General features: G+C 72.7%; 19 protein-coding genes. 12 read left to right on the forward strand and 7 right to left on the reverse strand.

Annotation, left to right across the window (positions count from 1 at the left end):
* Positions 1 to 337: 337 nt before the first annotated feature.
* Positions 338 to 1,927, forward strand: a complete 1,590-nt coding sequence (serA, locus tag ABZ135_RS36650) for a phosphoglycerate dehydrogenase (protein WP_356702352.1) — start codon at positions 338 to 340, stop codon at positions 1,925 to 1,927.
* Positions 1,928 to 2,003: 76 nt separating this feature from the next.
* Positions 2,004 to 2,582, forward strand: a complete 579-nt coding sequence (locus tag ABZ135_RS36655) for a TetR/AcrR family transcriptional regulator (protein WP_356702354.1) — start codon at positions 2,004 to 2,006, stop codon at positions 2,580 to 2,582.
* Position 2,583: 1 nt separating this feature from the next.
* Here the strand turns inward: ABZ135_RS36655 and ABZ135_RS36660 are convergent, their stop codons facing one another.
* Genes ABZ135_RS36660 through ABZ135_RS36670 form a run of 3 tightly spaced genes read right to left on the reverse strand, consistent with a single transcriptional unit; the run spans position 2,584 to position 6,451 of the window.
* Positions 2,584 to 3,753, reverse strand: coding sequence for a DUF1266 domain-containing protein (locus tag ABZ135_RS36660; protein WP_356702355.1), 1,170 nt, complete (start codon positions 3,751 to 3,753; stop codon positions 2,584 to 2,586).
* Positions 3,744 to 4,898 (reverse strand): DUF1266 domain-containing protein, encoded by a 1,155-nt coding sequence (locus tag ABZ135_RS36665; protein WP_356702357.1) that lies wholly within the window; start codon positions 4,896 to 4,898, stop codon positions 3,744 to 3,746. The genes ABZ135_RS36660 and ABZ135_RS36665 overlap by 10 nt, the downstream gene beginning before the upstream one ends.
* Before the next feature lie 50 nt (positions 4,899 to 4,948).
* Entirely contained in the window at positions 4,949 to 6,451 is a 1,503-nt protein-coding gene (locus ABZ135_RS36670; protein WP_356702359.1) for a helix-turn-helix domain-containing protein, read from the reverse strand.
* A gap of 195 nt (positions 6,452 to 6,646) precedes the next feature.
* Between ABZ135_RS36670 and ABZ135_RS36675 the strand changes: the two genes are divergently transcribed.
* The 3 genes from ABZ135_RS36675 (at position 6,647) to ABZ135_RS36685 (ending at position 9,615) form a co-directional block, all read left to right on the forward strand.
* A complete protein-coding gene (locus ABZ135_RS36675) occupies positions 6,647 to 7,573 on the forward strand; it encodes a proline dehydrogenase family protein (RefSeq protein WP_356702361.1) in 927 nt (308 codons plus the stop codon).
* 32 nt (positions 7,574 to 7,605) lie between these two features.
* Positions 7,606 to 9,237, forward strand: a complete 1,632-nt coding sequence (pruA, locus tag ABZ135_RS36680) for an L-glutamate gamma-semialdehyde dehydrogenase (RefSeq protein WP_356702363.1) — start codon at positions 7,606 to 7,608, stop codon at positions 9,235 to 9,237.
* Between the two features lie 141 nt (positions 9,238 to 9,378).
* On the forward strand, positions 9,379 to 9,615 hold the full coding sequence (locus tag ABZ135_RS36685) for a hypothetical protein (protein ID WP_356702365.1): 237 nt from the start codon (positions 9,379 to 9,381) through the stop codon (positions 9,613 to 9,615).
* Here the strand turns inward: ABZ135_RS36685 and ABZ135_RS36690 are convergent.
* Positions 9,605 to 10,525, reverse strand: a complete 921-nt coding sequence (locus tag ABZ135_RS36690; RefSeq protein WP_356702367.1) for an alpha/beta fold hydrolase — start codon at positions 10,523 to 10,525, stop codon at positions 9,605 to 9,607. The genes ABZ135_RS36685 and ABZ135_RS36690 overlap by 11 nt on opposite strands.
* Before the next feature lie 104 nt (positions 10,526 to 10,629).
* Between ABZ135_RS36690 and ABZ135_RS36695 the strand changes: the two genes are divergently transcribed.
* Positions 10,630 to 11,175, forward strand: a complete 546-nt coding sequence (locus tag ABZ135_RS36695) for a GNAT family N-acetyltransferase (protein WP_356702369.1) — start codon at positions 10,630 to 10,632, stop codon at positions 11,173 to 11,175.
* 33 nt (positions 11,176 to 11,208) lie between these two features.
* Here ABZ135_RS36695 and ABZ135_RS36700 read toward each other — a convergent pair whose 3' ends face one another.
* The gene (locus ABZ135_RS36700) at positions 11,209 to 11,883 is read right to left on the reverse strand and encodes a hypothetical protein (RefSeq protein ID WP_356702371.1); all 675 of its coding nucleotides are present in this window, start codon (positions 11,881 to 11,883) and stop codon (positions 11,209 to 11,211) included.
* A 197-nt stretch (positions 11,884 to 12,080) separates the two neighbouring features.
* Between ABZ135_RS36700 and ABZ135_RS36705 the strand changes: the two genes are divergently transcribed.
* The gene (locus ABZ135_RS36705; RefSeq protein ID WP_356702374.1) at positions 12,081 to 12,212 is read left to right on the forward strand and encodes a hypothetical protein; all 132 of its coding nucleotides are present in this window, start codon (positions 12,081 to 12,083) and stop codon (positions 12,210 to 12,212) included.
* Positions 12,213 to 12,280: 68 nt separating this feature from the next.
* Here ABZ135_RS36705 and ABZ135_RS36710 read toward each other — a convergent pair whose 3' ends face one another.
* Complete coding sequence (locus tag ABZ135_RS36710; protein WP_356702376.1) at positions 12,281 to 13,048, reverse strand: class I SAM-dependent methyltransferase; 768 nt, start codon at positions 13,046 to 13,048, stop codon at positions 12,281 to 12,283.
* Between the two features lie 98 nt (positions 13,049 to 13,146).
* On the opposite strand from ABZ135_RS36710, the gene ABZ135_RS36715 reads away from it, so the two are divergent.
* Together ABZ135_RS36715 and ABZ135_RS36720 are read left to right on the forward strand one after the other, a co-directional pair.
* Complete coding sequence (locus tag ABZ135_RS36715) at positions 13,147 to 14,187, forward strand: 3-isopropylmalate dehydrogenase (RefSeq protein WP_356702378.1); 1,041 nt, start codon at positions 13,147 to 13,149, stop codon at positions 14,185 to 14,187.
* Positions 14,188 to 14,436: 249 nt separating this feature from the next.
* Positions 14,437 to 15,555 carry a branched-chain amino acid aminotransferase gene (locus tag ABZ135_RS36720; RefSeq protein WP_356702380.1) on the forward strand — a complete coding sequence of 373 codons (1,119 nt, stop codon included), beginning with the start codon at positions 14,437 to 14,439 and terminating at the stop codon, positions 15,553 to 15,555.
* Between the two features lie 4 nt (positions 15,556 to 15,559).
* Here the strand turns inward: ABZ135_RS36720 and ABZ135_RS36725 are convergent, their stop codons facing one another.
* Positions 15,560 to 17,026: a cytosine permease gene (locus ABZ135_RS36725; protein ID WP_356702382.1), complete on the reverse strand. Its 1,467-nt coding sequence runs from the start codon at positions 17,024 to 17,026 to the stop codon at positions 15,560 to 15,562.
* 165 nt (positions 17,027 to 17,191) lie between these two features.
* Here ABZ135_RS36725 and ureA point away from each other — a divergent pair, with 165 nt between their 5' ends.
* From ureA to ABZ135_RS36740, 3 genes are read left to right on the forward strand one after another with little or no spacing between them, the layout of a single operon-like run.
* The gene (gene ureA / locus ABZ135_RS36730) at positions 17,192 to 17,974 is read left to right on the forward strand and encodes an urease subunit gamma (protein ID WP_356702384.1); all 783 of its coding nucleotides are present in this window, start codon (positions 17,192 to 17,194) and stop codon (positions 17,972 to 17,974) included.
* Positions 17,974 to 19,656: an urease subunit alpha gene (locus ABZ135_RS36735; protein WP_356702386.1), complete on the forward strand. Its 1,683-nt coding sequence runs from the start codon at positions 17,974 to 17,976 to the stop codon at positions 19,654 to 19,656. The genes ureA and ABZ135_RS36735 overlap by 1 nt, the downstream gene beginning before the upstream one ends.
* A 20-nt stretch (positions 19,657 to 19,676) precedes the next feature.
* Positions 19,677 to 20,696 carry an agmatine deiminase family protein gene (locus tag ABZ135_RS36740; RefSeq protein ID WP_356702388.1) on the forward strand — a complete coding sequence of 340 codons (1,020 nt, stop codon included), beginning with the start codon at positions 19,677 to 19,679 and terminating at the stop codon, positions 20,694 to 20,696.
* Positions 20,697 to 20,798 lie beyond the last annotated feature (102 nt).

Genomic DNA, 20,798 nt, shown 5'->3' on the forward strand with positions numbered 1-20,798 from the left:
AGTACAACGCGTACAAGACCCAGGACGAGCAGCACCTCCTGGAGACCACCGGCAAGGAGCTCCGCAAGCTCATGAGCTGGGTCAACGACGAGGAGGCGTAAGCCTCGCGCACAGGGCCGGACACCCCGTCCGGCCCTGTGCCACATCCTTGGACACCCCGTCCAACCACGGACGGGTGATCCTTCCATCGAGGCGCAGGAAGTGCGCCGACGCAGCACTACACTGCTCAACAACATCGCGTCTGGCCCACAGCGTCGTGCGCTTTCACGCGGCAAGCCCCCTCCACCGCCTGCGGCCGTCGGGACGGCCGTCCGCACCGCCAAATGTGAGGACTCACGTGAGCTCGAAACCCGTCGTACTCATCGCTGAAGAGCTGTCGCCCGCCACCGTCGACGCGCTGGGGCCGGACTTCGAGATCCGGCACTGCAACGGCGCGGACCGCGCCGAGCTGCTGCCCGCGATCGCCGATGTCGACGCCATCCTGATCCGCTCCGCCACGAAGGTCGACGCGGAGGCCATCGCCGCCGCCAAGAAGCTCCGGGTCGTCGCCCGCGCCGGTGTCGGCCTCGACAACGTGGACGTCTCCGCCGCCACCAAGGCCGGCGTGATGGTCGTGAACGCCCCGACCTCCAACATCGTCACCGCCGCCGAGCTCGCCTGCGGTCTGCTGGTCGCCACCGCGCGCAACATCCCGCAGGCCAACACCGCGCTGAAGAACGGCGAGTGGAAGCGCTCGAAGTACACGGGTGTCGAGCTCAGCGAGAAGACCCTCGGTGTCGTCGGCCTCGGCCGGATCGGTGTCCTCGTCGCCCAGCGCATGTCCGCCTTCGGCATGAAGATCGTCGCGTACGACCCCTATGTGCAGCCGGCCCGCGCCGCCCAGATGGGGGTGAAGCTGCTGGCCCTGGACGAGCTCCTGGAGGTCGCCGACTTCATCACCGTCCACCTGCCCAAGACCCCGGAGACCCTCGGTCTCATCGGTGACGAGGCGCTGCGCAAGGTCAAGCCGTCCGTCCGGATCGTCAACGCCGCCCGCGGCGGGATCGTGGACGAGACCGCCCTGTACGCGGCCATCAAGGAGGGCCGGGTCGCCGGCGCGGGCCTCGACGTCTACGCGAAGGAGCCCTGCACGGACTCCCCGCTCTTCGAGCTCGACCAGGTCGTCTGCACCCCGCACCTCGGCGCCTCCACGGACGAGGCCCAGGAGAAGGCCGGCATCGCGGTCGCGCGCTCGGTGCGCCTGGCGCTCGCGGGCGAGCTGGTCCCCGACGCGGTCAACGTCCAGGGCGGCGTCATCGCCGAGGACGTCAAGCCGGGTCTGCCGCTGGCCGAGAAGCTCGGCCGGATCTTCACCGCGCTCGCGGGCGAGGTCGCGGCCCGTCTCGACGTCGAGGTCTACGGCGAGATCACCCAGCACGACGTGAAGGTGCTGGAACTCTCCGCGCTCAAGGGCGTGTTCGAGGACGTGGTCGACGAGACCGTGTCGTACGTGAACGCCCCGCTGTTCGCGCAGGAGCGCGGCGTCGAGGTCCGGCTGACCACGAGCTCGGAGTCGCCCGACCACCGCAACATGGTGACCGTGCGCGGCACGCTCGGCAGCGGCCAGGAGGTCTCCGTCTCCGGCACGCTGGCCGGCCCCAAGCACCTGCAGAAGATCGTCGCGGTCGGCGACTACGACGTGGACCTGGCGCTCGCCGACCACATGGTGGTGCTGCGCTACGAGGACCGTCCGGGCGTCGTCGGCACGGTCGGCCGGATCCTCGGCGAGGCGGGCCTCAACATCGCGGGCATGCAGGTCTCCCGGATGGAGGAGGGCGGCGAGGCGCTCGTCGTGCTCACCGTCGACGACACGGTCCCGGCGAACGTGCTCTCCGAGATCGCGGAGGAGATCGGCGCGACCTCGGTCCGCTCGGTCAACCTGATCTGACGTCCCCCGGCTTCCGTACCCGGTCTGCTAGACATCCGTCTTACACGGATGTCTAGCGGCCGGGTACAGTGCTGTCATGGGACACAAGGAAGACCTGCTCGACGGCGCGAAGCGCTGCCTCCTGGAGAAGGGCTACGCCCGCACCACCGCCCGTGACGTCGTGGCCGCCTCGGGCACCAACCTCGCCTCCATCGGCTACCACTACGGCTCCAAGGGCGCCCTGCTCCAGCAGGCTTTCCTCGCCCTCACCGAGGAGTGGGGCGACCAGGCCGGAGCGGCGGGCGCGGACGGCGCGACGGCGCTGCCGGCCGACCCGTACGAGCGCTTCCGTGCCGTCTGGGAGCAGGTCATCGCCGCCGCCGGGGAGAGCCGCCCGGTCTGGAAGCTGCAGACCGAGGTCGTCACCCGCCTCGACGACGACGAGAAGCTGCGCGAGGCCATCAAGGAGCCCCAGCGCGAGGGCCGGCTCGGCATGGCCCAGGGCTTCTTCGGCATCGACGCGGAGCGGGAGCCCGAGAAGGCCCGGGTGGCCGGACTGCTCTGCCAGGCCCTCGCCACCGGCGTGATGATCCAGTGGCTGGTGGACCCGGAGACGGCGCCCAGCGCGGACGACCTCACCGAGGGGCTCAAGGTGCTGATGGAGCCGCGCGGCTGACTCAGCGCCAGGGGATGTTCCGCCAGGGGCTGCCCGCGTGCTCCGTCAGGGTGCGGTGGGCGGCCACGTTCTGCTCGTGGTAGCGGCCGTACTCCTCGCCGTCGAAACGCAGCACCCGCCCCAGCGCGTAGCCCGCCGAGTACTCCTCCCAGGAGTCGTACGCCGCCCTGGCCAGCGCCCCCGCGTGCACGACGGCCTGCTCGGCCTCCGCCGGCCCGCAGAAGCGGGCCGACAGACCCCAGCGGGCCAGGTTCACCGCCCGCCCGTAGTCGTACGCCACCGTCCGGCGCACCCGCCCGTCCGGCGGCAGCAGCGCGTCGGCCCGGAACCGGGCCTCGTAGCGCAGCACCCGGCGCACCAGCTCCTCGATGTGCCGCACCGTCGCCGGAGGGGCGCCGAGGTCCTGGGCGTGCCCCGCGGCGGTCTCGCGCCACTCGTCGGGCGACGGCAGCGCGCCGCGCCGGGCGCGCAGCTCCTCGCGGACCCGGAGCACGAAGTCCGGCTCGGCCGGGCTGTTGCGCCCGTCGAGCAGCGCGTCCAGCTCCCCGCGCCAGCCCGCCGGGTCGGTGACGCCCCAGGAGTCGCGCAGCGTCTCCAGCTCGTCGGTGTAGCCGAGATAGGCCGTGCCGACCTCGTTCCACGGGACGCCGTTCACGAAGGCCAGATGGGCGCCGCAGGCCAGGCCGAAGGCGAGCGGGCCGTGCAGGGGGCCGTGCCGCAGCGCGACGAAACGGTTGTCCGCGCCCCGCTCCTTCTCGGCGTAGCAGCGCAGCCACCACGCGCGGTGCTCGGGCGTCGCGGGCAGCAGCAGCTCGCCGGGCGTGCCGCCGTTGACCGCGAGCAGCACGCGCGGGTCGCGCCACGGGAACTCGGCGGCCCATCGCAGGGTGACGCCGTGGAACACCCAGTCCGGATGCCACGGCGGCAGCATCCCCCGCGTCAGCAGCGGCCGGACGACCCGTCCGTTCGCCACCTGCTGGGGGCGCCACCAGACCGTCTCCGGATCGGCGTCGACCTCGGCCCGAGGCGCGCCGACGAAGAGCTGGGCCTCGGCGAGCACACGGATCTGGGCCTCGACGTCACCGCGCAGCGCCGCCTCGTGCAGCAACTGCTCGGTCTCGGACGGTGGCACCCAGGCGGTGGGGTGGGGAGGCGGGGGAGTCATGACCATGGGAGGTTCCGGTAGGGGCTGGACGGGTCCTGGACGAGGATGCGGTGGATCGCCAGGGACTCCTGGTACATCAGCTCCGGATCGCCCTCGTCGAAGTGGATCAGCCGGGCGAGCAGATAGCCGAGCGAGAACGCGGGCCAGGAGTCGTACGCCCGTCGGGCCGGTTCGAGGACCCGCAGCACGGACTGCTCCGCCTCCCGCGGATCGCAGTACCGGGCGCCGAGCGCCAGCCGTACGACGTTCACGGCGCGACCGTGGTCGAAGGCGGCGAGGGTGTCGATCCGGCCGTCGGGCGGCAGCAGACCGTCGGCCCGGAACCGCTCCTCGTAGTGGGTGATCCGGCGCACGAACTCCACCGCCTCGACCGCGTCGTCCCCGTAGGGGTCGTCCCGCTCGAAATTCACCGTGACCATCGAGGCCCACTGCTGCTCGGTCGGCGGGTGGCCGAGACGTGCGGCGAGACGGCGCCGCATCCCCAGGACGGCCTCGGGGACACGGCCGACCAGCCGGGCGGCGAGCAGGGTGTCCAGCTTCTCCCTGAAGCCGGCGCGGTGGTGGACGCACCAGGGGCGGCGCAGCCGGGCCACGTCGGTCGGGTAGTCCTCGTACTGGGCGCCCAGTTGGTTCCACACCAGGCCGTTGAGCACGGCGAGGTGGGCGCCGAGCGCGAGGGCCTGGGCGACGGGCCCGTGCAGCGGGCCGCCGGCGTGGGTGAGCAGCCGCATCCGCAGCCGGTCGGCGCCGCCGGCCGTCGCGACGGTCTGCTGCCAGGCGCGGCGGTCCGCGGGCCGGGCGGGGAGGGTGGCCGCGTACGGGGTGCCCGGGTTGACCGCGAGCCACCAGCGGTCGTGCGGCCAGGCGGCGGCGAGCCGGTCGAGGGTGGTGTGCCGGAACACCCAGTCCGGGTGCCAGGGCGGCAGCATGCCCTCGGTCAGGACCGGGACGACGGTGCGCCGGGAGCCCTCGTCACGCTGGGAGGGCAGGGGAGGGACGTAGCCGGGCGCGTCGGCGTGCAGCCGTGCGACGAGCACGTAGAGGCGGGTCCGTCCCAGCGCGTCCAGAACGGCCGCCCGGTCCCCGCGCGCCCCTGCCTCGTACAGCACCCGCTCGACATGCGTCGGCGGCGCCCAAGTCCCCGTTGTCATGGGGCGATCCTATAAACCGGTGCCGCGGTGGCCGGGCGGCGGACGGACCGTCAGAGACGCGCCGCCTTCAGGGCCATGTGCAGCAGCAGGCGGTCCTCGCCCGCGTCCAGGTCGAGGCCGGTGAGCTGTTCGACGCGGGAGAGACGGTAGTAGAGGGTCTGGCGGTGGATGCCGAGGGCGGTCGCGGTGCGGCCGGCCTGGCCCGCGTGGTCGAGGAACACCTCGGCGGTGCGGGCCAGTTCCGCGTGCGCCGGGGCGAGCAGGGCGCGGACCGCCGGGTCCGGCTCGGCCGGGGGCAGCGCGGTGAGCATGCGGTACGGGCCGATGGCGGCCCACTCCGCGAGCGGACCCAGGTGCGGCTGCGCGGTCGCGGCCCGCGCGGCCGCCGCGGCCTCCTGCCAGGACGCGTCCAGCCCGGCGAGCCCCCGCCGCGGCGTCGCGACCCCGGCGACGGCCCCCGGCCCCGCCGCCTCCCGCAGCCGGCCGGCCGCGCTCGTGGCCGGCACGAGGTTGTCGGCCGACCGCAGCCGCACGAGCACGGCGAGTGCCCGGTGGGCACCGGGGTCGGGCGCGGTCGGGGCGTCCCCGGTCGCACCGGACCCGGCCGCGAGCCGGCCCGCGTCGGCCGGTCCGGGGCCGGAGCGACTCCCCGCCCCCTGCGCGCCGCCGGCCGCGAGCCGGCCGGAGGCCGGTCGTGAACCGAAACCGCTGCCCGGGCCGTGACCGGAACCCGCGCCCGCGCCCGCGCCCGCGCCCGCGCCCGCGCCCGGCGCGGAGCCTGTGGGTGCCGTCCTGTCGCCGTCGGCCGGGTGTCGGCCCGGACCCGGGCCGGTGGCGCCGCCCGCGCCGGCACTCGCGCCCCGCGCGACCGCCGCCGCGCCCCGGCCCGCGGTCGGACCCCCGCCGGGGAGCGGGCCGGGCGGCGGGGTCCAGGGGAGGGTGCAGAGGGCGGCCGTGGCCGGGATCGTGCGGGGGGAGGGGGAGTCGTCGGTGGGCCAGGGGGCGAGGCAGATCAGGGTGTGGAGGCCGTCGGCGTCCGGGCCGAGGGCGGTGCGGAGGGCGGTGACGGCCATGTCGTACTGCCAGCCGCGGTCGGCCGTCAGAGCGGCCCGCAGTTCACGGGAGAGGTCCGCGCCGGCGCGTTCCTCGTCGGCGAGGAGGTCGCCGACGCGGGCGGCGACCTCCATCGCGGCGGTCAGTTGCGCGGGGGAGGGGCCGGGCTCGGCGTCGAGCAGCCAGACGTACCCGAGGACCACGCCCCGGTGCCGTACGGGCAGGCAGATGCGGTCGCGGAAGACGCCCGCGTCCGGGGCGGCCGGGATGCGGACCGGGCCGGTTGCACGGGTGATGCCGAAGCCCTCGAACCAGGCCCGGACCGCCGGCGTGGACTTCCTGGTCAGGATCGACCGGGTCCGCACCGGGTCCATGGCGCTGTCGTCCTCGCTGTCGTGCGCGCCGAAGGCGATCAGCCCGAAGTCCCGGTTCTCCAGGGTCGCGGGGGCGCCGAGCAGCGCCGAGATCTCGTCCACCAGCTCCTGGTAATCGCCCTTCACGGCGCCCATTCTCGCACCGCCGCACCGATTCTTCAGACAGATGTCTGAGAGCGGGGCCACGGATGCGTGACAGGTGTAGATGGCGGACGATCGGAGCGGTCCCTAGGTTTCACGGTGGTTCTTCGTGCTGTTCCCGATTCGTTGAGAATGATCGGGTACGGCGCCTTTCGTCACCCTGCCCTCTGGAGGTGCCCCGTGCTGGGTCCCGTGATCCTCGCCGCGTCGCGCAGCGACAAGATGCGCCGTTTCGTGTCGGCCGCCCCCGGGACCAAGCAGGTCGTGGCACGCTTCATCGCCGGCGAGACCGTGGACGACGTCGTCCCGATCGTGCGGGACCTGGCGGCCCGCGGTCTGGAGGTCACCCTCGACGTGGTCGGTGAGGACATCACCACCGTCGAGCAGTCCCACGCCGCCCGCGACGCCTACCTGGAGCTGATCGGCCGCCTGAAGGAGCTGGGCCTCGGCGCCCGCGCCGAGATGTCGGTCAAGCTGTCGATGTTCGGCCAGTCCCTGGAGGGGGGCCACGAGCTGGCCCTCGCCAACGTCCGCCCGGTCGTCGCGGCCGCCGCCGAGATCGGCACCACGGTCACCCTGGACGCCGAGGACCACACCACCCTCGACTCGATGTTCGCCATCCACGAGGAGCTGCGGAAGGACTTCCCGCAGACCGGCTGCGTCATCCAGGCGTACCTCTTCCGCACCGAGGAGGACGCCCGCCGCCTCGCCGCGAACGGCTCCCGCGTGCGGATCGTGAAGGGCGCCTACAAGGAGCCCGCGTCCGTCGCGATCCAGGACAAGGCCGAGATCGACAGGGCGTACGTCCGGATCATGAAGATCCTGATGGACGGCGAGGGCTACCCGATGATCGGGTCCCACGACCCGCGGCTGATCTCGATCGGGCAGGAGCTCGCGCGCCGTGCCGGGCGCAAGATGGACGAGTACGAGTTCCAGATGCTCTACGGCATCCGCACCGAGGAGCAGAACCGTCTCGCCGCCGAAGGCCACCGGATGCGCGTCTACACCGCCTACGGCACCGACTGGTACGGCTACTTCATGCGCCGCCTGGCGGAGAAGCCGGCCAACCTCCTCTTCTTCGTCCGCTCCATCCTCACCAAGGGCTGAGCCCCCACCCCTCCGAAGGAGTTCCGAGACTCATGGACGCTGTGACCCAGGTCCCCACTCCCGTCAACGAGCCGGTGCACGGCTACGCCCCCGGCTCGCCCGAGCGCGCCCGCCTGGAGGCCAAGCTCAAGGAGCTGGCCGACAACCCGCGCGAGCTGCCGATGACCATCGGCGGCGTCAAGCGCATGGGCGGCGGCGACGAGTTCAAGGTCGTCCAGCCGCACAACCACAAGTCCGTCATCGGCACCTTCCGGGGTGCCACGGAGCAGGACGCCCAGGACGCCATCGATGCCGCCCTGGCCGCCGCCCCGGCATGGCGCGCGATGTCCTTCGACGACCGCGCCGCGATCATCCTGCGCGCCGCCGAGCTGCTGGCCGGCCCGTGGCGCGAGACGCTGGCCGCGTCCACCATGCTCGGCCAGTCGAAGACCGCCCAGCAGGCCGAGATCGACACCCCGTGCGAGCTCGTCGACTTCTGGCGCTTCAACGTGGCCTACGCCCGCCAGATCCTGGCCGAGCAGCCGCCGGCGAACGCGCCGGGCGTGTGGAACCGCCTCGACCACCGCCCGCTCGAGGGCTTCGTCTACGCGATCACGCCGTTCAACTTCACGGCCATCGCGGGCAACCTGCCCACCGCCCCCGCCCTCATGGGCAACGTGGTGGTCTGGAAGCCGTCCCCGACCCAGACCCACTCCGCCGTGCTCCTCATGGAGCTCCTGGAGGAGGCCGGCCTGCCGAAGGGCGTCATCAACCTGGTGACCGGCGACGGCATCGCCGTCTCCGAGGTGGCCCTGAACCACCGCGACCTCGCCGGCATCCACTTCACCGGCTCGACCAAGACCTTCCAGCACCTGTGGAAGACGGTCGGCAACAACATCGAGAAGTACCGCTCCTACCCGCGGATCGTCGGCGAGACCGGCGGCAAGGACTTCGTCGTCGCCCACCCGAGCGCCGACCGCGCCGTCCTGAAGACCGCGCTGACCCGCGGTTCCTTCGAGTTCCAGGGCCAGAAGTGCTCCGCGTCCTCGCGTGCGTACATCCCGGCCTCGATCTGGAACGACGGCTTCAAGGAGGAGTTCGCGACCGAGGTCGACGGCATCCGGATGGGTGACGTCACCGACCTGTCGAACTTCATCGGCGCCGTCATCGACGAGCGGTCCTTCGCGAAGAACAAGGCCGCGATCGACCGTGCCAAGGCCGACCCGAGCTGCACGATCGTCGCGGGCGGCACCTACGACGACTCCGAGGGCTGGTTCGTCCGCCCGACGGTCATCGAGTGCACCGACCCGGAGAACGAGGTCTTCAAGGCCGAGTACTTCGGCCCGATCCTCGCGGTGTACGTCTACGAGGACGAGAAGTACGACGAGATGCTGACCCAGATGGAGTCGGTCTCGGACTACGCCCTCACCGGCTCGGTCATCTCGAACGACCGCGCGGCCGCCGCGTACACCATGGAGAAGCTGCGCTTCGCGGCCGGCAACTTCTACATCAACGACAAGTCGACCGGCGCCGTCGTCGGCCAGCAGCCCTTCGGCGGCGGCCGTGCCTCCGGCACCAACGACAAGGCGGGCGCCCCGCAGAACCTGATGCGCTGGACGCTGACCCGCGCCATCAAGGAGACGCTGGTCCCGCCGACGGAGTACGGCTACCCGCACATGGGCTGACGCCCGCCCGCGCGAGCGGCCCCTGATCACCGCCCCCCTCCTCGGTCCCCCAATCGAGGACGGGGGCGGTTCTCATGCGCCGGCCTCGGGGGCGGGCTTACGCTGCTGGGAAGGGGGGCCGGCTCGGCGAGGAGATGTGACATGCCTGGTTCGACGACTCTCGGCCCCGGGCACGGGGTCGACGCGATCGACCACCCCGACGCTCAGCGGCTGACCTCCGTGATGCGGGAGCTGCACCGGCTGCTGACCGCACCGGGACCGGACAGGATGACGGACGCGCAGGTCGCGGCGGTGTGCGGCGGCGACGCCCCCGACCGCGAGGAGTTCACGGCCTGGGTGGAGCGCGTGGTCCGCCGGCTGGAGGAGGCTACGGCCTGACGACCCGGCGCTCCGGCCGCCGCTCTACCCGGCGTTCCACCCGGCGCTCCAGGAAGTCGCCGATCAGCTCCGCGATCGCCGGTGCGTGGGTCTCCAGGGCGAAGTGGCCGGTGGGGAGCAGGTGGACCTCGGCGTCCGGGAGGTCGGGGCGGAACGCTTCGGCGCCGGCCGGGACGAAGATCTCGTCGCCCTCGCCCCAGACGGCGAGGAGCGGCACCCGGGAGGTGCGGAAGTACTCCTGGAAGGCCGGGTAGAGGGCGAAGTTGGAGCCGTAGTCGGAGATCAGGTCGAGCTGGATGCCGTCCTGGCCTTCGCGCGCCATGAGGGCCGCGTCGTGGTGCCAGGCGTCGGGGCTGAGGAGGTCGCGGTAGGCGGCCGGGACGCCGGTCTCGTACTGCCACCGGATGCCGTCGAGGGAGCGGATGGCGCGGACCGGGGCCTCGGTCGCGGGGGTGCGTCGAGCGATCAGGGCGAGGACGGGGGCCCAGGCGTCCGCGCCGAGGCCCTCCTCGTAGGCGTTGCCGTTCTGGGTGACGATCGCGGTGACGCGCTCGGGGTGGGCGAGGGCGAGGCGCAGGCCGATGGGGGCGCCGTAGTCCTGGACGTAGAGCGCGAACCGGTCGAGCCCCAGCGCCTCGGTGAAGGCGGAGGTCAGGCCGGCGAGTTCCGCGAAGGTGTAGTCGAAGGCGGTGGCGGAGGGGGCGTCGCTGCGGCCGAAGCCCAGGTGGTCGGGGGCGATCAGCCGATAGCGGGGGGCGAGCCGCGGGATCAGGTCGCGGAACATGTGCGAGCTGGTCGGGAAGCCGTGCAGCAGGAGCAGCACGGGGGCGTCGGCGGGCCCGGCCTCCCGGTAGAAGATCTCGTGGCCGCGAACGGTGACGGTGCGGTGGTGGACCGGGAGAACGGACACTCTTCTAACCCCTCAGACTCATGTGACTGGTGAGGAACAGCCAAGCGCATTGTCCCTAACCGGTCAATAACTGGTTGAGGGTTAGTTGGGGTGCGAGGGAGACTGTGCGGGTGATCCTTCGGACCGCGCCCACCCACGCACTCGCTCCCGACCGGTTGCGCGCCCTGCGCGACCTGCTCGACCGTGCCTACGACGGGGACTTCTCCGACGAGGACTGGGACCACGGCCTCGGCGGCCTGCACGCCTGGATCGAGGACGAGCGCCGGCGGCCCGTCGCCCACGGCGCCCTCGTCATGCGGCGCGTGCTGCACCGGGGTCGCTCGTACCGGATCGGGTACGTCGAAGGAGTGGCCGTCCAGGCCGAGCGGCGGCGGCAGGGGCTCGGCGGGCGGGTCATGGCCGAGCTGGAGCGGGCGATCGACGGGGCCTACGCCTTCGGCGCGCTCAGCGCCTCCGACGAGGGGGCCGCGCTCTACGCGGCCCGCGGATGGCGGCTCTGGCGCGGGCGGATCGCGACCCTCGGCCCCCAGGGGATCGTGCGCCTCCCCGACGAGGAGGACTCGACGTACCTCCGGCCGGCCGCCGGCCGTCCGCTGCCCGACCCCGGCGAGCCGCTGGTCTTCGACTGGCGCGACGGCGATGTGATGTGACGCGGGCCGAGCGGCGGCCGGAAGTCATGGCGGTCAGGCGCCGGACCGGGGGCCGCCCTCGGCCGACTCCAGGTGGGCCGTGTACAGCGCCGAGGCCATCGACCCCAGGCCCAGCGTCAGCGCCAGCCCCGGGGTCCCGAGCGTGCCGATGAAGAACGCCGCCGTCGAGCCGGCCACCAGCACCAGCCACGCGGCCAGCACCACCTTGCCGCGGCGGCTGGGGAAAAGCTGCCGCCGGGGCGTCGCCGGCGGGGTGTCGAGCGCTCCGGCCGGACCGGTCGTCGCCGCCTTGGGGCGCTTGAAGTAGCCGTACACCAGCCACTCGCCGCACAGCTCCCAGCCCTCGGGGGAGAGCTCGTCGAGCGCCCGGGCCCGGCGGCCGACGCCGAGGACCTCCCGGCGGTACTCCCAGCGCAGGGCCGCCCCCTTCGCCCGCCGGCAGACGAACCGCCCGAGCGTGTCCAGCGACTCCACCTCCCAGCCCTGGTCGCCGTGGACCGCGAGCATCCGGCGGTCGTTGAAGAGGTCCGCCGTCCAGGTCCACCGCTCCGCCGCCGCGTCCGGTTCCCCGGGCTCGGGGGCGAGGCCGCCCAGTGGTGCTTCCCCTGTGTGCAGCGTGGTGGTCACGGCCCGGTGGAACTCCCGCCAGGCCGCGCGCGGCGGCCCGGAACTCTCGCCGTCGGTCAGGCGCCATGCGGGTGTGGTCATCTCAGATAGTAGGAAGTCCGAGTAATTGTGGAGACAGATCCGTCCGGCTGCCCTAGCTTTGTAGAAGCCGAACGTCCCGCTCCATCGAGCGCAGGGCGGTCGAGAGCGCGACGCCCCGAGCAGGCAACCCCTGCGGCGGCGCTCCCCGCCCCATTCCGGCGCCTTCGATCACGCTGATCTCAAGGAGTCGATCCCTCATGGCCGCTCAGACCGCCCTCCGCGTCCGCCACTCCGCCACGCGCCCCAGCGACGACGCCCGCAAGAACGCCGCCGCCGCCCTCCAGCGCGCCCTCGACCGCCGTGACAACGGCGGCGCCACCGGCCACTGATCTCTCGGCGCTCTCGGCGCCCGCCCCGCGGTGACCCCCGCACCGGTCACCGCGCGGCCGCCGAGGCGTCAGGGCGCCGAAGCCGGCCTCCTCGCCTCGATCAGGGTGCGCGCCGAGTGCGCCACGAACGGGCCCCGCTCGCGGATGAGCGCGTCCAGCTCGCGCAGCCGCGCCAGGTGCCCCTCCACGGTGAAGCCCGGCACGATCCAGATCACCTTGCGCAGGAACCACACCACGGCGCCGACGTCGTGGAACTCCATCCGCAGCCGCTCCGCCCGCAGGTCGACCACGTCGAGACCGGCCGCCCGCGCTGCCGCGGCCTCGTCGTCCGGGTGGCGCAGCCGGGCCGCCTCCGGCTGGGGTCCCAGGAAGTACTCGACCAGCTCCCACGCGCTGGCCGGCCCCACGTGCTGCGCCAGATAGGTGCCCCCGGGCCGCAGCACCCGCGCGATCTCCTCCCACCACACGGTCGCCGGATGCCGGCTGGTGACGAGGTCGAAGGCCGCGTCGCCGAACGGCAGCGGCGGCTCGTCCGGGTCGGCCACCACCACGACCCCGCGCGGATGCAGCAGCTCGGTGGCCCGGGCGACGTTCGGCGGCCAGGACTCGGTGGCCGCCGCCGTCGGCGGCAGCACCGGCACCCCGGCGAGCACCTCGCCGCCGCCGGTCTGGACGTCCAGCGAGGACCGGACGCCGGCCAGACGCTCACCGATGAGCCGCTGATAGCCCCAGGACGGCCGCTGCTCGGTCGCCCGCCCGTCCAGCCAGGAGAAGTCCCAGCCGTCCACCGGCGCCTGCGACGCCTCCGCCACGAGTTCCTCGAAAGTGCGCGTCATGACCGCATTATCGGCGGCGCGCCTACCCGCGTTCAGGAGGATCGTCCGCATCCTGGACACCACGTGTCAGACGATGGGACGAAGAGTAGGGTGCCGCCATGTCTCACAGCATCAATCTCGCAGTCATCCCCGGCGACGGCATCGGCCAGGAGGTCGTGGCCGAGGGCCTCAAGGTCCTCTCCGCCGTCCTTCCCCAGGATGTGAAGCTGGAGACGAAGGAGTACGACTTCGGCGCCAAGCGCTACCACGCGACCGGTGAGACCCTCACCGACGCCGACCTCGACGCCCTCAAGCAGCACGACGCGATCCTGCTCGGCGCGATCGGCGACCCGTCGGTCCCGTCCGGCGTCCTGGAGCGGGGTTTCCTCCTGAAGCTGCGCTTCGCCTTCGACCACCACGTCAACCTGCGCCCCTCGAAGCTGCTGCCCGGCGTGGCCACCCCGCTGGCCGGCCAGCCCGAGATCGACTTCGTCGTCGTCCGCGAGGGCACCGAGGGCCCGTACACCGGCAACGGCGGCACCATCCGCAAGGGCACCGAGCACGAGGTCGCCACCGAGGTCTCCGTCAACACGGCCTTCGGTGTCGAGCGCGTGGTCCGGGACGCCTTCGCCCGTGCCCAGGCCCGCCCCCGCAAGAAGCTGACGCTGGTCCACAAGAACAACGTCCTGACCTTCGCGGGCCACCTGTGGACGAACATCTTCCAGAAGGTCGCGGCCGAGTTCCCCGAGGTCACGACCGACTATCTGCACGTCGACGCGGCGACGATCTTCCTCGTCACCGACCCGGCCCGCTTCGACGTCATCGTCACCGACAACCTCTTCGGCGACATCATCACCGACCTCGCCGCGGCCGTCTCCGGCGGCATCGGCGTCGCCGCCTCGGGCAACATCAACCCGAGCGGCGAGTTCCCGTCCATGTTCGAGCCGGTCCACGGCTCCGCGCCGGACATCGCGGGCCAGGGCAAGGCCGACCCCACGGCCACCGTCCTGTCCGTCGCCCTGCTGCTGCGCCACCTCGGCTACGAGGACGAGGCCGCGCGGATCGAGGCGGCCGTCGCCGCCGACCTCACCGAGCGCGGCGACACCGTCCGTACGACGGACGAGATCGGCGACGCGCTCGCGGTACGCGTAGCGAGCTGACCCGCCGCTGAATCTCCACCCAGCCGCCGGGTCGCACACAGCACCCGGCGGCTGTACCTATGCGGTCGCAGGGTGCCACCATCGAATCCTGGACCGCGTACACACCGTTTCGTGCACCGGCACCCACGAGCGATAATCGAACGTGGGGCCGCGGCATGCGGGAAAGCTCGGACGTCCTAGCAGTACGGCATGACTGCGGAGCGGCGTGAGCGCGGTCCGACCCACACAACCGGTGAAGGACAAGCACTCATGACGACGCCCACCATCGAGCTCAAGCCCTCCTCCAGCCCGCTGTCCGACGCGGAGCGCGAGGCGATCCTGGCCAACCCGGGATTCGGCCGGCACTTCACCGACCACATGGTCACCATCCGCTGGACGGAGGGCCGCGGCTGGCACGACGGCGAGCTCGTGCCGTACGGCCCGCTCTCCCTCGACCCGGCGACCAACGTCCTGCACTACGCCCAGGAGATCTTCGAGGGCCTGAAGGCGTACCGCCGCCCCGACGGCTCGGTCGCCACCTTCCGCCCCGACGCCAACGCCCGCCGCTTCCAGCGCTCCGCCCACCGGCTCGGCATGCCCGAGCTGCCGGTCGAGACCTTCGTCGAGGCATGTGACGTCCTCGTCCGCCAGGACGCCGCGTGGGTGCCGGAGCACGGTGGCGAGGCGTCGCTCTACCTGCGTCCGTTCATGATCGCGACCGAGGTCGGCCTCGGCGTCCGTCCGGCCAACGAGTACCTCTTCGTCGTCATCGCCTCCCCGGCCGGACCGTACTTCCCGGGCGGCGTGAAGCCCGTCTCCATCTGGGCCTCCGAGGACCGCGTCCGCGCCGTCCCCGGCGGCATGGGCGACGCCAAGACCGGCGGCAACTACGCGGCCTCCCTGCTCGCGCAGGCGGAGGCGGCGGCCAAGGGCTGTGACCAGGTCTGCTACCTCGACGCGGTCGAGCACAAGTGGGTCGAGGAACTCGGCGGCATGAACCTGTACTTCGTCTACGGCGGCAAGGACGGCGCGAAGACGAGGATCGTCACCCCGACCCTCACCGGTTCGCTGCTCGCGGGCATCACCCGCGACTCCCTCCTCCGGCTCGCCGCCGACCTCGGCTACGAGGCCGAGGAGGGCCGCGTCTCCATCGACCAGTGGCAGGAGGACACCGCGAACGGCAGCCTCACCGAGGTCTTCGCCTGCGGCACCGCCGCCGTCATCACCCCGGTCGGCACGGTCAAGTCCGCCCGGGGCGAGTGGCGGCAGTCGGGCGGCGAGCCCGGCGAGGTCACGATGAAGCTGCGCGAGGCGCTGCTCGCCATCCAGACCGGCAAGGCCGAGGACGTCCACGGCTGGATGCACGAGCTGGGCGGCGAGCGGAAGTAGCCGGTCAGTCCAGCAGGGCGCCCGGGACGGTCACCGTCCCGGGCGCTTCCGCGTCCGGGGCCGCCTCCCGTGCCGGAGCGGGAGCCCGCACCGCCGTCCCCGCCGGGGTGAGCACCGCGTACAGCACGCCGCCCACCACACCGGACAGCACGAAACTGGCGTCGATCCCGCCGGTCAGGGCCAGCAGCGGCCCCTCGTAGAGCGGCGTGGACACCGCGGCCAGGCCGACGGCCGCGCCGATCGCCCAGGAGGCGGTGGCGCGCGGGTGCCAGCCGGCCGAGAACCAGTAGACGCCGCCGCGCGAGCGCCGGTTGTAGACCTGGAGCGCCTCGGCGTCGTACGCCCCGCGGCAGCGCCGGTGCCCGATCAGGGTGATGACCGCCCACGGCGTGCCGATCGCGGTGAGCAGCAGCACGAACGAGGTCATCGCGGTCTGCGCGTCCGAGGCGAAGTGGCCGAGGAAGACGAAGCCGGTGGCGACGACGGCCACGACGAGGGTGGCGCGGGCCCGGGTGGCCCTGGGCAGGATCGCGTCGAGGTCGAGGCCCATCGAGTAGAGCATCAGACCGGCGTTGCCGACCGAGCCGGCGGTCGCGGCGAGCAGCAGCGGGACCAGGTACCAGACGGGCGAGGCGGCGACCAGCGGTCCGGCGTAGTCGAGGCCGCCGCGGGCCGCGAGGGCGGTGACGGTGCCGAAGAGCTGAGGGATCAGCAGCCCGACGAGCAGGCCCAGACAGGTGGCCCACCACACGGACTTCGGGCGGTGCCGCTCGGGCGAGATGTAGCGGGTGTAGTCGCCGAGCAGGGTGATGAAGGCGACCGGTCCGCTGAGTCCGGCGGCGACGGCGGACAGCAGCCAGGTCGGCCAGAACGAGCCCAGCAGATACGGGGTGTCCGGTACCGCCGCGGTGGTGAAGTCGCCCGCGTAGGCGAGGAGTCCGAGCCCGAGGAGCACGGTCATGCCGACGGCGAGGCCCTGGCTCAGCTTCAGCAGCAGCCGGTAGCCGTAGACGGCGGCGACCACGGTGAGGGCGGCGAGCAGCGCGTAGACGGCGGCGTGCGTGGCGTCGCCGGTGGGCAGCCCGATCAGGCGCTCCAGGGTGCCGACCATCACGTCGCCGCCGATCCACAGGGTCAGCGCGGTGTAGCCGAGGGAGAGCAGCAGGCCGACCACCGAGCCGACCAGCCGGCCGCGGACGCCGAAGAAGGCGCCGGAGGAGGTGGAGAGGTTGGTGGCGGTGCGCAGCGAGACGAGCGCGAGCGGGGCGGTGACGGCGACGCCGACGAGGGTGCCGGCGAGGACCGAGCTCACGGAGGCCCACAGGTCGAGCCCGAAGGAGACCGGGAGCCAGCCGAAGACGATCACGCCGAGGCAGAGGTTCGAGCCGAGCAGGATCGAGACGAGGTCGCGGGGGCCGCTGGTGCGTTCCTCCTCGGGGATGGTGTCGACTCCGCGCTGTTCTATCGCCATGGGGACTCCCGGGGAATGGGGGGACGGGGGACGGGCGGCGTGGGGGGATTTAGAGTGACGCTCAATGTGACCGACGACTTCCGGTCACGTCAATGCTTGGAAGCTGTGCATTTTGCATTTAGAGTGTCGCTCAAACGTGTCGCTCACGCAGGAGGTGTTTGGGGCGTGCGACTGACCCCCACGGAACGCGACCGGCTGCTGATCTTCGGAGCGGCCGAGCTCGCCCGCGCCCGCCGGGCCCGTGGCCTGAGGCTGAATGTGCCCGAGGCCACCGCCCTCGTCGCCGACACCGTCTGCGAGGCCGCCCGCGACGGCAAGCGACTCGCCGAGGCGATCGAGGCGGCCCGCTCCGTCCTCGGCCCCGACGACGTCCTGCCCGGTGTCGCCGACGTCGTCACCGAGGTCCATGTCGAGGCCGTCTTCGACGACGGATCCCGCCTGGCCGTCGTCTCCGACCCCATCGGCGGGGGCTCCCTGGGAGCGGGCGCGCCCGGCGCGCTGCTGCCCGGGCCCTCGTACGAGGAGACCGAGCCGGCCGTCACGCTGACCGTCCGCAACACCGCGGCGGTCCCGGTCAGCGTGACCTCCCACTTCCACTTCTTCGAGGCCAACCCGCGGCTCGCCTTCGACCGCGCCGCCACCTACGGCATGCGCCTGGCGATCCCGGCCGGCGCGTCCTTCCGCTTCGACCCGGGCGGCGAGGCCGAGGTCGGTCTCGTCCCGATCGGCGGCGCCCGCGTCGCCATCGGCTTCGCGGGCCTGGTCGACGGACCGCTGGACGCCCCCGGCGCGAAGGAGGAGGCCCTGCGCAGGGCCGCCGCCTGCGGCTACCTGGGCGCCGACGGGGCCCCGACGACCGCCGCGACGGCCGGGACGGCCCGGACCGCCGAGTCCGCCGAGACCGCTGAGCCCGGTGTGCCCGGCGAGCCCGAGAAGGAGGGCAACTGATGGACCCCTACGAGTACGCCTCCGTGCACGGCCCGCGGGCCGGCGACCGGGTCGTCCTGGGCGACTCCGGCCTCGTCGTGCGCGTCGAGTCCGACTCGCAGAAGCCCGGCGACGAGTTCCTCGCCGGCTTCGGCAAGACCGCCCGCGACGGACTGCACCTGAAGGCCGCCGCCGTCCGCGAGACCTGCGACGTCGTGATCAGCAACGTCCTGGTCATGGACGCCGTGCAGGGCATCCGCAAGGTGTCCATCGGCATCCGCGAGGGCCGCATCCACGCCATCGGCCGGGCCGGCAACCCCGACACCCTCGACGGCGTCGACGTCGTCGTCGGCACCGGCACCTCGATCGTCTCCGGCGAGGGCCTGATCGCCACCGCCGGCGCCGTCGACACCCACGTCCACCTGCTGTCGCCCCGGATCATGGAAGCATCGCTCGCCAGCGGCGTCACCACGGTCATCGGCCAGGAGTTCGGCCCCGTCTGGGGCGTCGGCGTCAACTCGCCGTGGGCGCTCAAGCACGCCTTCAACGCCTTCGACGCCTGGCCCGTCAACGTCGGCTTCCTCGGCCGCGGCTCCTCCTCGGACCCCGCGCCCCTCGTCGAGGCCCTCGCCGAGGGCGGCGCCTCCGGCTTCAAGGTCCACGAGGACATGGGCGCCCACACCCGGGCCCTCGACACCGCCCTCCGGGTCGCCGAGGAGCACGACGTGCAGGTCGCCCTGCACTCGGACGGCCTCAACGAGTGCCTGTCGGTGGAGGACACCCTCGCCGTCCTGGAGGGCCGGACGATCCACGCCTTCCACATCGAGGGCTGCGGCGGCGGACACGTACCGAACGTGCTGAAGATGGCGGGCGTGCCGAACGTCATCGGCTCCTCCACCAACCCCACCCTGCCCTTCGGCCGCGACGCGGTCGCCGAGCACTACGGGATGATCGTCTCCGTCCACGACCTGAAGACCGACCTGCCCGGCGACGCCGCGATGGCGCGCGACCGGATCCGGGCCGGGACGATGGGCGCGGAGGACGTTCTGCACGACCTCGGCGCGATCGGGATCACCTCGTCCGACGCGCAGGGGATGGGAAGGGCCGGCGAGACCGTACGCCGGACCTTCGCCATGGCCGGGAAGATGAAGGCCGAGCTGGGCCCCCTGGAGGGCGACGGCGCGCACGACGACAACGCGCGCGTGCTGCGCTACATGGCCAAGCTCACCATCAACCCGGCGATCGCCCACGGCCTCGCGCACGAGATCGGCTCGATCGAGATCGGCAAGCTGGCCGACATCGTGCTGTGGCGGCCGGAGTTCTTCGGCGCCAAGCCGCAGCTCGTCCTGAAGTCCGGCTTCCCGGCCTGGGGGGTCGTGGGCGATCCGAACGCGGCCACCGACACCTGCGAGCCGCTCGTCCTGGGCCCGCTGTTCGGCGGCCACGGCGCGACCGCCGCCGACATCTCGGTCGCCTTCGTCGCCCAGGCCGCCATCGACCTCGGCTCCGACCGCATGCCGACCCGCCGCCGGCGCGTGCCCGTGCGCGGCACCCGCGGCATCGGCCCCGGGAACCTGCTGCTCAACTCGCGCATCGGCGACGTCCAGGTCGACGGCCGCACCGGCCTGGTGTCCCTCGACGGCTCCCCGATCCGCTCGGAGGCGGCCGAGTCCGTCTCGCTCAACCGCCTCTACTTCCTCTGACCTTCTTAGGACCCGTACCCATGACGTACCGCATGCCCGCCGAGTGGACCCCCCACGAGCGCACGTGGATGGCCTGGCCCAGCACCAACCCCACCTTCACCGACGAGGCGGAGCTGGCCGAGGCCCGTGCCGCCTGGGCGTCCGTGGCCCGCGCCGTACGCCGCTTCGAGCCGGTGACGATGGTGGTGGCCCCCGGCGACGCCGCGTCCGCCCGCGCCCTCCTCGGCGACGACGTCGAGCTGGTCGAGCGCGACCTGGACGACGCCTGGATGCGCGACATCGGCCCCACCTTCGTGAAGGACGAGGAGGGCCGGCTCGCCGCCGTGGACTGGGTGTTCAACGGCTGGGGCGGACAGGACTGGGCCCGTTGGGAGCACGACTCCAAGATCGCCCGCCATGTCGCCGACCTGGCCGGCGTGCCCGTGCTGAGCAGCGCTCTTGTCAACGAGGGCGGCGCCATCCACGTCGACGGCGAGGGCACCGTCCTGCTCACCGACACGGTGCAGTTGGGCGCGGGCCGCAACCCCGAGTGGACCCGCCAGGAGGTCGAGGCCGAGATCCACGCCAAGCTCGGCACCACCAAGGCGATCTGGCTCCCGCACGGCCTGGCCGGCGACTACGGCCTGTACGGCACCCAGGGCCACGTCGACATCGTCGCCGCCTTCGCGCGCCCCGGCACGGTCCTGGTCCACAGCCAGCAGGACCCGAACCACCCCGACCACCAGCGCTCCCGCCTCTACCTCGACCTCCTGCGCGGCCAGACCGACGCCCAGGGCCGCCCCCTGGAGGTCATCGAGGTCCCGGCCCCGACCGTCCTGAAGGACGAGGAGGGCGACTGGGTCGACTACTCGTACATCAACCACTACCTCTGCAACGGCGGCGTGGTGCTGTGCGGCTTCGACGACCCGAACGACGAGGTCGCGGCGGAGATCTTCCGCCGCCTCTTCCCGGAGCGCGAGGTCGTCCTCGTCGACGCCCGCCCGATCTTCGCGGGCGGCGGCGGCATCCACTGCATCACGCAGCAGCAGCCGGCGGTCTGACCCGCCCGCCGGCCGTGGCCGCACGCCGCCGGCACCGGCACGAACACCAGACCGAACACCGGCACGATCATCGGCACGGACTCCGACAGGAACACCGCGGTC

Origin of the sequence: Streptomyces sp. NPDC006339, assembly GCF_040612775.1 — a bacterium.
Taxonomy (GTDB): Bacteria; Actinomycetota; Actinomycetes; order Streptomycetales; family Streptomycetaceae; genus Streptomyces.

Excerpts from the sequence above, each read along its gene's own strand:
- ABZ135_RS36725 (WP_356702382.1), bottom strand. The coding sequence starts at position 17,026 with ATGGCGATAGAACAGCGCGGAGTCGACACCATCCCCGAGGAGGAACGC.
- ABZ135_RS36715 (WP_356702378.1), top strand. The coding sequence starts at position 13,147 with ATGTCTCACAGCATCAATCTCGCAGTCATCCCCGGCGACGGCATCGGC.
- ABZ135_RS36740 (WP_356702388.1), top strand. The coding sequence starts at position 19,677 with ATGACGTACCGCATGCCCGCCGAGTGGACCCCCCACGAGCGCACGTGG.
- ABZ135_RS36705 (WP_356702374.1), top strand. The coding sequence starts at position 12,081 with ATGGCCGCTCAGACCGCCCTCCGCGTCCGCCACTCCGCCACGCGCCCC.
- ABZ135_RS36685 (WP_356702365.1), top strand. The coding sequence starts at position 9,379 with ATGCCTGGTTCGACGACTCTCGGCCCCGGGCACGGGGTCGACGCGATC.
- ABZ135_RS36735 (WP_356702386.1), top strand. The coding sequence starts at position 17,974 with ATGGACCCCTACGAGTACGCCTCCGTGCACGGCCCGCGGGCCGGCGAC.
- ABZ135_RS36655 (WP_356702354.1), top strand. The coding sequence starts at position 2,004 with ATGGGACACAAGGAAGACCTGCTCGACGGCGCGAAGCGCTGCCTCCTG.
- pruA (WP_356702363.1), top strand. The coding sequence starts at position 7,606 with ATGGACGCTGTGACCCAGGTCCCCACTCCCGTCAACGAGCCGGTGCAC.
- ABZ135_RS36710 (WP_356702376.1), bottom strand. The coding sequence starts at position 13,048 with ATGACGCGCACTTTCGAGGAACTCGTGGCGGAGGCGTCGCAGGCGCCG.
- ABZ135_RS36720 (WP_356702380.1), top strand. The coding sequence starts at position 14,437 with ATGACGACGCCCACCATCGAGCTCAAGCCCTCCTCCAGCCCGCTGTCC.
- ABZ135_RS36660 (WP_356702355.1), bottom strand. The coding sequence starts at position 3,753 with ATGGTCATGACTCCCCCGCCTCCCCACCCCACCGCCTGGGTGCCACCG.
- ABZ135_RS36665 (WP_356702357.1), bottom strand. The coding sequence starts at position 4,898 with ATGACAACGGGGACTTGGGCGCCGCCGACGCATGTCGAGCGGGTGCTG.
- ABZ135_RS36700 (WP_356702371.1), bottom strand. The coding sequence starts at position 11,883 with ATGACCACACCCGCATGGCGCCTGACCGACGGCGAGAGTTCCGGGCCG.